Annotated in this window: 20 protein-coding genes; all 20 read right to left on the bottom strand. The window is 41.7% G+C overall.

From position 1 onward, the window contains the following. Positions 1-419: 419 nt before the first annotated feature. Complete coding sequence (gene infA / locus F8L24_RS08730) at positions 420-638, bottom strand: translation initiation factor IF-1 (protein ID WP_041151021.1); 219 nt, start codon at positions 636-638, stop codon at positions 420-422. A gap of 24 nt (positions 639-662) precedes the next feature. Beyond that, positions 663-1,421 (bottom strand): type I methionyl aminopeptidase, encoded by a 759-nt coding sequence (gene map, locus F8L24_RS08725; RefSeq protein ID WP_294954656.1) that lies wholly within the window; start codon positions 1,419-1,421, stop codon positions 663-665. Further along, positions 1,421-2,683 (bottom strand): preprotein translocase subunit SecY, encoded by a 1,263-nt coding sequence (gene secY / locus F8L24_RS08720; protein ID WP_294954653.1) that lies wholly within the window; start codon positions 2,681-2,683, stop codon positions 1,421-1,423. Before secY ends, map begins: the two co-directional genes overlap by 1 nt. A gap of 2 nt (positions 2,684-2,685) precedes the next feature. Then, positions 2,686-3,084, bottom strand: coding sequence for a 50S ribosomal protein L15 (gene rplO, locus F8L24_RS08715; RefSeq protein ID WP_294954651.1), 399 nt, complete (start codon positions 3,082-3,084; stop codon positions 2,686-2,688). Between the two features lie 9 nt (positions 3,085-3,093). After that, positions 3,094-3,552 (bottom strand): 30S ribosomal protein S5, encoded by a 459-nt coding sequence (gene rpsE, locus F8L24_RS08710; protein ID WP_067332457.1) that lies wholly within the window; start codon positions 3,550-3,552, stop codon positions 3,094-3,096. A 9-nt stretch (positions 3,553-3,561) separates the two neighbouring features. After that, positions 3,562-3,918: a 50S ribosomal protein L18 gene (rplR, locus tag F8L24_RS08705; protein ID WP_294954646.1), complete on the bottom strand. Its 357-nt coding sequence runs from the start codon at positions 3,916-3,918 to the stop codon at positions 3,562-3,564. 11 nt (positions 3,919-3,929) lie between these two features. Then, positions 3,930-4,466: a 50S ribosomal protein L6 gene (gene rplF / locus F8L24_RS08700; RefSeq protein ID WP_294954643.1), complete on the bottom strand. Its 537-nt coding sequence runs from the start codon at positions 4,464-4,466 to the stop codon at positions 3,930-3,932. 9 nt (positions 4,467-4,475) lie between these two features. Continuing rightward, a complete protein-coding gene (gene rpsH / locus F8L24_RS08695; RefSeq protein WP_294954641.1) occupies positions 4,476-4,871 on the bottom strand; it encodes a 30S ribosomal protein S8 in 396 nt (131 codons plus the stop codon). Between the two features lie 13 nt (positions 4,872-4,884). Next, positions 4,885-5,070 (bottom strand): type Z 30S ribosomal protein S14, encoded by a 186-nt coding sequence (locus F8L24_RS08690; protein WP_012084111.1) that lies wholly within the window; start codon positions 5,068-5,070, stop codon positions 4,885-4,887. Continuing rightward, entirely contained in the window at positions 5,070-5,615 is a 546-nt protein-coding gene (gene rplE / locus F8L24_RS08685; RefSeq protein WP_294954636.1) for a 50S ribosomal protein L5, read from the bottom strand. The genes F8L24_RS08690 and rplE overlap by 1 nt, the downstream gene beginning before the upstream one ends. Positions 5,616-5,619: 4 nt before the next feature. Continuing rightward, positions 5,620-5,853: a 50S ribosomal protein L24 gene (gene rplX / locus F8L24_RS08680; protein ID WP_294954633.1), complete on the bottom strand. Its 234-nt coding sequence runs from the start codon at positions 5,851-5,853 to the stop codon at positions 5,620-5,622. Continuing rightward, the gene (rplN, locus tag F8L24_RS08675; protein ID WP_012084107.1) at positions 5,853-6,221 is read right to left on the bottom strand and encodes a 50S ribosomal protein L14; all 369 of its coding nucleotides are present in this window, start codon (positions 6,219-6,221) and stop codon (positions 5,853-5,855) included. Before rplN ends, rplX begins: the two co-directional genes overlap by 1 nt. Next, a complete protein-coding gene (rpsQ, locus tag F8L24_RS08670) occupies positions 6,221-6,469 on the bottom strand; it encodes a 30S ribosomal protein S17 (RefSeq protein WP_067332469.1) in 249 nt (82 codons plus the stop codon). The genes rplN and rpsQ overlap by 1 nt, the downstream gene beginning before the upstream one ends. A 10-nt stretch (positions 6,470-6,479) precedes the next feature. Further along, positions 6,480-6,671, bottom strand: a complete 192-nt coding sequence (gene rpmC / locus F8L24_RS08665; RefSeq protein ID WP_294954626.1) for a 50S ribosomal protein L29 — start codon at positions 6,669-6,671, stop codon at positions 6,480-6,482. Beyond that, a complete protein-coding gene (rplP, locus tag F8L24_RS08660; RefSeq protein ID WP_294954624.1) occupies positions 6,658-7,083 on the bottom strand; it encodes a 50S ribosomal protein L16 in 426 nt (141 codons plus the stop codon). Before rplP ends, rpmC begins: the two co-directional genes overlap by 14 nt. 2 nt (positions 7,084-7,085) lie before the next feature. Next, the gene (gene rpsC / locus F8L24_RS08655) at positions 7,086-7,784 is read right to left on the bottom strand and encodes a 30S ribosomal protein S3 (protein ID WP_294954621.1); all 699 of its coding nucleotides are present in this window, start codon (positions 7,782-7,784) and stop codon (positions 7,086-7,088) included. 1 nt (position 7,785) lies between these two features. Next, the gene (gene rplV, locus F8L24_RS08650; RefSeq protein WP_012084101.1) at positions 7,786-8,124 is read right to left on the bottom strand and encodes a 50S ribosomal protein L22; all 339 of its coding nucleotides are present in this window, start codon (positions 8,122-8,124) and stop codon (positions 7,786-7,788) included. 2 nt (positions 8,125-8,126) lie between these two features. Next, positions 8,127-8,405, bottom strand: coding sequence for a 30S ribosomal protein S19 (gene rpsS / locus F8L24_RS08645; RefSeq protein WP_012084100.1), 279 nt, complete (start codon positions 8,403-8,405; stop codon positions 8,127-8,129). 11 nt (positions 8,406-8,416) lie between these two features. Next, positions 8,417-9,244 carry a 50S ribosomal protein L2 gene (gene rplB, locus F8L24_RS08640; RefSeq protein WP_294954614.1) on the bottom strand — a complete coding sequence of 276 codons (828 nt, stop codon included), beginning with the start codon at positions 9,242-9,244 and terminating at the stop codon, positions 8,417-8,419. A 9-nt stretch (positions 9,245-9,253) separates the two neighbouring features. After that, a partial coding sequence (rplW, locus tag F8L24_RS08635) for a 50S ribosomal protein L23 (protein WP_294954661.1) occupies positions 9,254-9,389 on the bottom strand: 136 nt, incomplete at its 5' end.

Raw genomic sequence — 9,389 nt, 5'->3', positions numbered from 1 at the left:
TGTTGTTGGACGCGTATTATAGCACCGAACTTCTCTCTTGTCAAGGGTTTTTTGCAATTTATTCGAAATTTCTTGTTTTTTTTTCTGATCTTTGCTTTTACTTACATTATATAGAGAATTTTATCCCTTGCTCTCCCCCTCTCTATCTATTATTTTATTAATCTTTATGACCTTTTTGCTCTATCTTTGAACTTTGTTTTTCATTGGTTGGAATTTATTAAAGTTTTAGCTGATTAATTGAAGTGAAATTGCGTTAGTGACTAGAATGGTTGAAGTAATATCTATGAGGAATATGTGTGTTCTATATTATTGGATGTGCTGCAGGTTCTTTTATCATACATGGGGGAGAAAATATTTCATTGTCCGGTGAGGTACAGAAACCCTGATATTTCTGTACCTATCGCTAATTGGAGCAGTATTTATTTGTATCTGAAGGTAATACGACCCTTATCCAGGCTATATGGGGTCAGTTCCACCTTTACCTTGTCTCCTGGAAGGATTTTTATATAGTGCATTCTCATCTTGCCTGCAATATGGCAAAGAATAATATGCCCATTATCCAACTCTACTCTGAAGGTTGCATTTGGCAATGCTTCAACCACTTTGCCATCAATTTCAATTACATCATCTTTTGCCATTCTCTTCCTTTATGAATTGCTATATTATTTTGCTTCTGTCAGTATAACTGCTTTATTGTCAACTACCGCTATCTGATGTTCATAATGGCTGGTACGCAGACCATCTTCACTAATAACTGACCATTGATCCTCAAGTAGTACAGGATTGCCACTCTGCTGACACACCATCGGTTCCAGACAGAATACCATTCCATTCTTGATTTTGGGTCCCTGATTGGGTTTACCCTCAAGATAGTTAGGGATATTCGGCTCATCATGCGGTTTGGTACCAATACCATGACCACAGTAATCACGAAGGGGCACAAAACCAGCTTCAGTGATATAGTCCTCGAGGATCTTGGTCAACTCTTTGAAACGCATACCCGGTTTAATAGATTCGATCGCATGATAGAGTGCACCTTTTGAGCAGGCAATGAGTGCATCATCTTCCATGGAAACTTCACCTACAGCCATCGTGATAGCTGCATCGCCGAAATAGCCGTCCAGTTTCGTACCGATATCAAGCCCAAGAATATCACCTTCCTGAATGACCGTATCATCCGGCACGCCATGGATACATACCTCATTCAGTGAAGTACATACAGAACCGGTAAAACCGTATAGGCCTTTGAATGAAGGAATCGCACCGTGTTCACGGATAAATGCTTCACCCAAAGTGTCTATTTCTTTCAGTGTCATGCCCGGCTTGATAATATCCTGGAGATAATTTAATGTAAGGCCTACGATCTCGCCCGCTTTTCGAAGCTTGGCGATCTCGTCAGGTTTTCGTATTGCAATAGCCATTATAGACCCACATTTCCTAATGTATCATATTGATTCATTGTTCTTTGTGCTTCAATCTTTCTCATTGTATCAAGTGCAACCTGGACAATGATCAGTACAGAAACTCCACCGAAATAAAAGCTTGCGCCCATACCTGAGATGAGTGCAAACGGAACAGTTGAAATAATAGCAAGATAAATCGCACCTGACCCTGTCAGTCTGCTTGCCACCTCATTCAAAAATTCTTTGGTATGTTCACCTGGTCTTACCCCCGGGATGAATCCACCCTGTTTTTTCAGGTTGTCGGCAATATCTTTCGCATTGAATGCAATCGATGCATAGAAGAATGCAAAAAAGATCACGAGGAAAAAGGTCGTAACATTAAAGACCACTCCCCCCGGTGCCAAAAGATCTGCGATAGCAGTAACCCACTTTGTTGAACTTGCCTGAAGAACAGTTAAGGGGAACATCAACACAGCCGAAGCAAAGATCGGAGGAATAACACCTGAAAGGTTCACCTTGATAGGAATGTAGTTCATCACTCTCTTTGTCTGGTTCTGCATAATCGTTTTTCTTGAGTAAGAGATAGGAACCCTTCTCTCTCCAAGCTCAACATAAATAATAGTAAATACGGTAATAAGAATTACTGCCAAAATAGCAAGAATCATGAGAAAGTTCATTTCTCCCGCATTCACCGATCTGATTGTATTGGAGATCGCTGCGGGAAGCCGGGAGACAATACCGGCAAAAATAATCAGGGAAATACCGTTTCCGATACCTTTTTGTGTAATCTGCTCACCGATCCACATAAGCAGCATCGTACCTGTCAGCATCGAAAATGTTGCCAAAACGGTAAATGCCATAGGGTCGATCATGACTGCACTTTCTCCTGCAGTCCCTTTCATACTTTGAAGTCCCATTGAAACACCAATAGCCTGTACTACAGTAATAAAAATAGTGAAATAACGAATGATCTGCATATATTTTTGCATACCGTCACGTTCTTTTTTCATTTGTCCGAGTGCGGGGAAAGTGGCTGCGAGAAGTTCCATAACGATGGAAGCGGTGATATAGGGCATAATACCCAGAGAGATAATACTTAAACGTTGGACGGCTCCGCCAGAGAACATATTTGCCATCCCCAAAGCGTTGTTTGAGTTGCTGTCAAAGAACTCTTTGATAACACCCAGGTCAACACCTGGAGTTGGAATATAGGCTAAAACTCTGTATGCAAAAAGGAACCCCAATGTAATGAGGATTTTTTGAGTTAAAGCGTTACTCATAATTATTTTCCGCTTGTGGTAACAGCATCATCTTTGATCTTCGCTGCAAGCTCTTTTGCAGAAGCTCCGATCAATTTTACTCTCTTGACTGTTTTTTGCAGTTTGTGAACTGACTTGATACTCTCAAGTGTGATCTCATCAAGCGCTGCTATCACTTTGATCTTTTCTACATTGATCACATATGGCTTCTCTACTTTAGAGACAAAACCAACTTTAGGCAATCTTTTGTAAAGTGGCATCTGCCCACCTTCAAAGCCTCTTTTTCTGCTGTAACCAGACCTTGCTTTCTGACCCTTGTTACCGCGTCCAGCTGTTTTTCCTGTTCCTGAACCCTGACCGCGCCCAACTCTTTTTCTGTTACGAGTTGAACCTGGAGCAGGTTGTAAATTATGTAGTCCCATAATTACCCCTTACGCTTTGATTCTGGTAAGCGCCTGTATAGTTGCTCTTACCAGGTTGTTTGGATTGTTAGAACCGATTGACTTGCTGAGAACATCCTGTATCCCCGCAAGTTCAAGTACTGGTCTTGCAGCACCGCCGGCAATAACACCTGTACCTTCACTCGCTGGTCTAAGCACGATTCTACTTGCGTTGAATTTGTGCTCAATGTCATGAGCGATAGTGGTACCTTTGATATTGACTTTCACAAGATTTTTGTGTGCATCATCAACCGCTTTTTTAATCGCATCAGGCACTTCTTTGGCTTTACCAAATCCGTATCCTACTGTACCTTTCTTGTCACCAATGACAACAAGTGCGGTAAATCTGAATCTTCTACCACCCTTTACAACTTTGGTAACACGACCGATATTTACGATCACTTCTTCAAATTCTTTTTCGATTTCTTCGTTATGATTGTTATTTTGCATCATGCTTCCTTAAAACTTGATTCCGGCTTCTCTAAGTGCATCAGCGAATGACGCAACAACACCGTGGTAAAGGTAACCATTTCTGTCGAAAACAACATTCTCTATGTTTTTAGAAGCAAGATTTTTAGCCATCTCTGCAGCTACTTTTTTCACATCTTCACTATTGGACTTAAGGCCCAGTTTTCTACCGTCTGCCGATGCGAGTGTCATACCTGTATTATCATCGATAGCCTGTGCATAAAAATGTTTATTTGACTTGTAAACAGTCAATCTTGGAAGCTCTGCTGTCCCGAAGACCTTACCGCGAACTCTGGATTTTCTCTGAGCGCGAAGTTTATTTTTTCTTTTTTGAATACTTTTTAACATCTATCCGCTCCTTACTTACCAGCTGCTTTACCAGCTTTTCTGATGATAACTTCATCCGTGTACTTCACGCCTTTGCCTTTGTATGGCTCTGGTGGTCTGTATGCTCTGATCTCAGCAGCAGCCTGGCCGACAGCCTGCTTGTCCGTACCGCTTACCGTAATAATATTCTTCTCAACTTTGATTTCGAGCCCTTCAGGGATATCGAAGTTTACATCATGAGAGAAACCAAGCTGCAGCTTAAGTACTTTGCCTTCCACTGCCGCTCTGTAACCGACACCGTTGATCTCCAAAGATTTGCTGTATCCTTTGTCGAGTCCGATGACAATATTGTTAAACAGTGCTCTGTATGTTCCCCAGAATGCTGCATCCTGTTTCTCATCACCTACTCTTGTAAAAGTCACTTCTGGACCGTCGATATTGATCCCCACTCTTCCGTGAGTTTCAAGTCTTTTTTCAAGATTGCCTTTTTTAGCCACGAGAGTTGTACCGTCAAGTGATACATCAATACCACCTGGGACAGTTACTGGTCTTTTTCCTATTCTTGACATCTTGTCTCCTTACCAAATACTACAGATTACTTCGCCGCCGATACCGCGTTTATACGCTTCATCGTTTGCAAGTACACCCTGGCTTGTAGAAACAACCAGTGTACCGTAACCATTTTTAAATGTTCTGATCTCATCTTTGCCCTGGTGAACACGACGTCCCGGCTTGGAGATCTTTTTTATCTCATTGATAACGCTTTTTTCATTGTCATCATATTTAAGAACCACTTTAATTGTTTTTTTATTTCCGTCTTCTTTCACTTTAAAACTCTCAAGGTAACCTTTGTCTACGAAAATAGCCACGGTTGCCTCGATCGTCTTTGAGTGAAGAAGTGTTGTAACGTCTAGTCTTCTCTGCGCAGCATTTCTTATACGAGTAAGAGAGTCTGCAATTATATCTGTCATCATCTTTTTCTTCTCCTTACCAGCTTGCTTTACGCATACCAGGAATTAGACCTTCATTGGCCATTTTTCTTAAACACACACGGCAAAGACCGAAGTCTCTGTAAACTGAGTGAGGTCTACCACAAATGTTACATCTTGTATACGCCTGAGTAGAGAATTTTGCTTTTCTCTGCTGCTTTGCGATCATTGATTTCTTAGCCATTAGTTTCTCCCTTTAGCAAAAGGCATACCCAGCTTCTCAAGAAGTGTGAATGCTTGTTTGTCATCTTCAGTACTTGTGACAATAGTAATGTTCATACCGTGAGTCTTGATGATCTTGTCAAATTCAACTTCAGGGAACATCAATTGCTCCTGAAGGCCGAAATTGTAGTTACCACGGCCGTCAAAGCCTTTTCTCGGTGTACCTCTGAAGTCTTTTACTCTTGGAAGAGCAATGGATACTAGTTTGTCAAAGAAGTTATACATATTGTCACCTCTAAGCGTTACTCTGATACCTGATGGGGCACCCTCTCTTGCTTTAAAACCTGCAACAGATTTTTTTGCATTCACGATAACAGCTTTCTGACCTGCAATAAGGGAGATCGTATCTGCCATATTCGCGATAAGTTTGGAATCTCTTCCTTCTTCACCTGCACCTACGGAAATCACGATCTTCTCAAGCTTCGGAGTCTGCATCGCATTTTCAACACCGCACTCTTCCTTGAGTGCAGGTACGATGTCATTGTACTTTTGCTTCATTCTACTCATAGGATCAGCCCTCTACTTTTTTTACATTTGAGATATGAATAGGCATTTCAACGTTTGCAAATCCACCCTCTTTGTTCTGCTCGCTTGGTTTAATGGCTTTTTTAGCCATTTTGCAACCTGCAACGATTACTGCTTCTTTTTTAGGAAGAACCTGAAGAACCTCTCCCGTCTTGCCTTTGTCATCACCAGCGATAACCATGACCTGGTCACCTTTTTTGATTTTGAACTTAGTTGCCATTACCATACCTCCGGTGCAAGGGATACAATTTTCATGAATCCTGCATATCTTGTTTCACGACTTACAGGGCCAAAGATACGTGTACCTATCGGCTCTTTTTTATCATCTATAATTACCGCGGCATTGTCGTCAAATCTGATAAGCGATCCGTTTTCTCTCTGGATCTCTTTTTTGGTTCTGACAACAACTGCTTTAACAACTTTACCTTTTTTTACTTTACCTGTCGGAAGTGCTTTTTTCACAGATGCGACAATAACGTCACCTACAGATGCGTATCTTCTTTTGGATCCGCCAAGAACCTTGATACACATGATCTCTTTTGCACCAGAATTGTCTGCTACATTCAGTCTAGTAAATCCCTGGATCATTACACTTCTCCTCTCTTCACGATTTCAAGAAGTCTGAAGCTCTTTGTCTTTGAAAGCGGTCTGCACTCTATGGCAGTCACTGTATCACCGACATTGATGTCGTTCTTCTCGTCATGAATAAGATATTTCTTAAATCTTTTTACTGTTTTGTGATATCTTGGGTGAAGTACTCTTCTCTCAACCAATACAGTTGCAGTTTTGTCTCCAGCCTTTTTAATCACAGTACCTGTTATTTGTCTTTTTGGCATAAATGACCCCTTACTTCGATCTAGCAGCAGTCAATGCTGTCTGGATTCTAGCGATATCTTTTTTCGCTACTCTCAACTCGGAAGTGTTTGTAAGCTGCATCGTCTTCTGCTTTGCATTCAATGTAAACAATTCAAGTTTTTTCTCTTTAAGCATAGCAACCAAATCTGCTTCGCTTTTATCTTTCAAATCAATATAATTCATGACTATCCTTTGCAGTGATGATTTTACACTTAAACGGCATTTTGTGAATTGCCAGAGTGAGTGCTTCTCTTGCAAGCTCTTCATCAACACCTGCCATTTCAAAAATGATTCTTCCCGGCTTGATATTCATAACCCATTTGTCAACAGCACCTTTACCTTTACCCATTCTTGTTTCGAGTGGCTTTGCAGTCAAAGGCTTGTCAGGGAAAACCCTGATCCATGTTTTACCTGTTCTGTTGATCTTTCTTGTCATGGTAATACGGGCAGCTTCGATCTGACGGGAATCAATTCTGCCGCCTTCAATAGCTTTGATCGCAATATCACCGAATTCAATCTTGTTCCCTCTGAAAGATTTACCGCGGTTACGACCTTTTTGCTGCTTTCTCCATTTGGTTCTTTTAGGCATTAACATTGTTATTCACCTCTCTTTCTAGATGGTCTGCGTCCACCTTTTTTCTCTTCCTGCGGTTCAGCCTGAATACCTTTTGCAAGGACTTCACCTTTGAAGATCCATACTTTGATACCGATGATCCCGTATGTTGTCTGTGCTTCTGCAAAACCGTAGTCGATCTTCGCTCTGAGCGTATGCAGAGGAACTCTTCCCTCAAGATACCACTCAGTTCTTGCCATTTCAGCACCGCCAAGTCTGCCGGATACAGAAATCTTGATCCCTTTTGCACCTGATTTCAGGGCACCCTGGATCACTTTTTTCATCGCACGTCTGAAAGCAACACGTCTTTCAAGCTGAGTTGCGACGTTCTCGGCTGCAAGCTGGGCAGATGCCTGGGGACGTTTTTCTTCTTTGATGTTGATCGCAACTTCTTTGCCAAGCATTTTGACAAGTGTTGTTTTCAACTTTTCAATGTCTGCACCTTTTTTACCGATGATAATACCGGGACGTGCAGTAATGATGTTGATTCTGAGTTTCTTCACTGTTCTTTCAATGATGATGTTGGATACACCCGCATAGAAAAGTTCTTTTTTCAGAAACTTTCTGATCTTGTAATCTTCAGCGATGAAGTCTGCTGTTCTTTCTTTAGCCGGGAACCATCTTGACTCCCAGTTTCTGTTGATCCCTAGTCTAAGACCTATCGGATTGACTTTTTGACCCATATTATGCGTCCTCCCCATCTTTTTTCGCTGGACCAACTTCAACAAGGATATGTGCTGTTGGTTTAATGATTCTCGATGCAGTACCTCTTGCTCTTGGTCTCCATCTTTTCATTACGGCTGCTTTGTCTACTCTACAAGATGTGATTTCTACCTCTTCAGGTTCAAAATCACCGTTAGCCACCGCTGATGCGATCACTTTAGAGATGATACCCGCTGCTTTGTTCGGCATGAATTCGAGCGATGCCAATGCAAGCTCTGCGTTCATTCCCTGAACTTCTCTGGCGATAAGTCTTGCTTTAGTGGGAGAGACTCTTACAAATTTCAATAATGCTCTACTCATAATTAACCTACCTTCTTCTGAACAGAACCTTTATGGCCCTTAAATGTTCTTGTTGGTGCAAATTCACCAAGTTTGTAACCTACATGGTTTTCAGTAATAAACACAGGGATGAACTGTCTTCCGTTGTGAACATTAATTGTCAAACCAATGAATTCAGGGAAGATCACTGATCTTCTTGACCATGTTTTAATTGGTTTTTTATCACCGGCTTCTTTTGCTGCCAATACTTTTTTCATTAGGTGACCATCGATGAATGGACCTTTTTTTGTCGATCTTGCCATATCTTAGCCCCTTACTTTTTTCTCTTAGAGATAATTAACTTATCACTAGCTTTTTTCTTACGAGTCTTGTAACCCTTCGTTGGCATACCCCAAGGAGATACCGGATGACGACCAGAATTTGTCTTACCTTCACCACCACCGTGCGGGTGATCGATCGGGTTCATTGCAGAACCACGTGTCTGTGGTCTGATACCAAGGTGTCTGCTTCTACCTGCTTTACCGATGACGATGTTTGAGAAGTCTTCGTTCCCCACAGTACCGACTGTTGCAAGACATTCACCAAGAACGTATCTCATCTCACCGGAAGGAAGTCTGAGAGATACATATTTGCCATCTCTACCCATGATCTGGGCATAACCGCCTGCGGAACGCGCGATCTGACCGCCGTGTCCCGGGCTGAGCTCAATGTTGTGTACCAAGGTACCCACAGGGATGTTCTTCAACTTCATCGTGTTTCCTGTCTTGATGTCAAGACCGGATTCCGCAGACATGATCTTATCGCCGACGTTAAGACCTTTTGGCTGAAGAATGTATCTTCTGTCACCGTCAACATAGTTGACAAGACAGATTCTACAGTTTCTGTACGGGTCATACTCGATCGTTGCTACAGTACCTTCAACACCAAATTTGTTTCTTTTGAAATCAATGATTCTGTAAAGTTTTTTTGCACCTGCTTCTCTGTGACGAGAAGTGATTCTACCGTTACTGTTTCTACCCGCAGATCTTGGAAGATTCTTCAGTAGAGCTCTAACACTTGCTTTGGCAGTGATGTCACCGCTGTCAAGGTTAGTCATATAACGACGGGAAGGTGTGGTTGGTTTATATGTTTTAATTGCCATCTTCTATCCTTATACCGCTAAGCTTTCGATTTTTGCATCTTCCGGAAGCTTGACATAGAACTTTTTCAAGTCAGGTCTTTTTCCCTCGATACCTTTAAATCTTTTCACTTTACCGTTGACTCTCATGGAGTTAACTCTAAGTGGA

It is taken from the genome of Sulfurovum sp. (assembly GCF_015493435.1).
GTDB lineage: Bacteria > Campylobacterota > Campylobacteria > Campylobacterales > Sulfurovaceae > Sulfurovum.
Note: the sequence above shows the minus strand (reverse complement) of the source record. Positions and strands in the feature narration are given on the sequence as shown.

Bases quoted from the DNA above. Each gene is read 5' to 3' on its own strand.
- rplO (WP_294954651.1), bottom strand. From the start codon at position 3,084: ATGGGACTACATAATTTACAACCTGCTCCAGGTTCAACTCGTAACAGA.
- rplP (WP_294954624.1), bottom strand. From the start codon at position 7,083: ATGTTAATGCCTAAAAGAACCAAATGGAGAAAGCAGCAAAAAGGTCGT.
- rplF (WP_294954643.1), bottom strand. From the start codon at position 4,466: ATGTCAAGAATAGGAAAAAGACCAGTAACTGTCCCAGGTGGTATTGAT.
- rpsQ (WP_067332469.1), bottom strand. From the start codon at position 6,469: ATGCCAAAAAGACAAATAACAGGTACTGTGATTAAAAAGGCTGGAGAC.
- secY (WP_294954653.1), bottom strand. From the start codon at position 2,683: ATGAGTAACGCTTTAACTCAAAAAATCCTCATTACATTGGGGTTCCTT.
- rpsC (WP_294954621.1), bottom strand. From the start codon at position 7,784: ATGGGTCAAAAAGTCAATCCGATAGGTCTTAGACTAGGGATCAACAGA.
- infA (WP_041151021.1), bottom strand. From the start codon at position 638: ATGGCAAAAGATGATGTAATTGAAATTGATGGCAAAGTGGTTGAAGCA.
- rpsS (WP_012084100.1), bottom strand. From the start codon at position 8,405: ATGGCAAGATCGACAAAAAAAGGTCCATTCATCGATGGTCACCTAATG.
- rpsE (WP_067332457.1), bottom strand. From the start codon at position 3,552: ATGCAAAATAACAATCATAACGAAGAAATCGAAAAAGAATTTGAAGAA.
- rplE (WP_294954636.1), bottom strand. From the start codon at position 5,615: ATGAGTAGAATGAAGCAAAAGTACAATGACATCGTACCTGCACTCAAG.
- rplX (WP_294954633.1), bottom strand. From the start codon at position 5,853: ATGGCAACTAAGTTCAAAATCAAAAAAGGTGACCAGGTCATGGTTATC.
- rplR (WP_294954646.1), bottom strand. From the start codon at position 3,918: ATGTTAAAAAGTATTCAAAAAAGAAAAAATAAACTTCGCGCTCAGAGA.
- rplV (WP_012084101.1), bottom strand. From the start codon at position 8,124: ATGAGTAGAGCATTATTGAAATTTGTAAGAGTCTCTCCCACTAAAGCA.
- rpmC (WP_294954626.1), bottom strand. From the start codon at position 6,671: ATGAATTATATTGATTTGAAAGATAAAAGCGAAGCAGATTTGGTTGCT.
- rplB (WP_294954614.1), bottom strand. From the start codon at position 9,244: ATGGCAATTAAAACATATAAACCAACCACACCTTCCCGTCGTTATATG.
- rplN (WP_012084107.1), bottom strand. From the start codon at position 6,221: ATGATCCAGGGATTTACTAGACTGAATGTAGCAGACAATTCTGGTGCA.
- rpsH (WP_294954641.1), bottom strand. From the start codon at position 4,871: ATGATGACAGATATAATTGCAGACTCTCTTACTCGTATAAGAAATGCT.
- map (WP_294954656.1), bottom strand. From the start codon at position 1,421: ATGGCTATTGCAATACGAAAACCTGACGAGATCGCCAAGCTTCGAAAA.
- F8L24_RS08690 (WP_012084111.1), bottom strand. From the start codon at position 5,070: ATGGCTAAGAAATCAATGATCGCAAAGCAGCAGAGAAAAGCAAAATTC.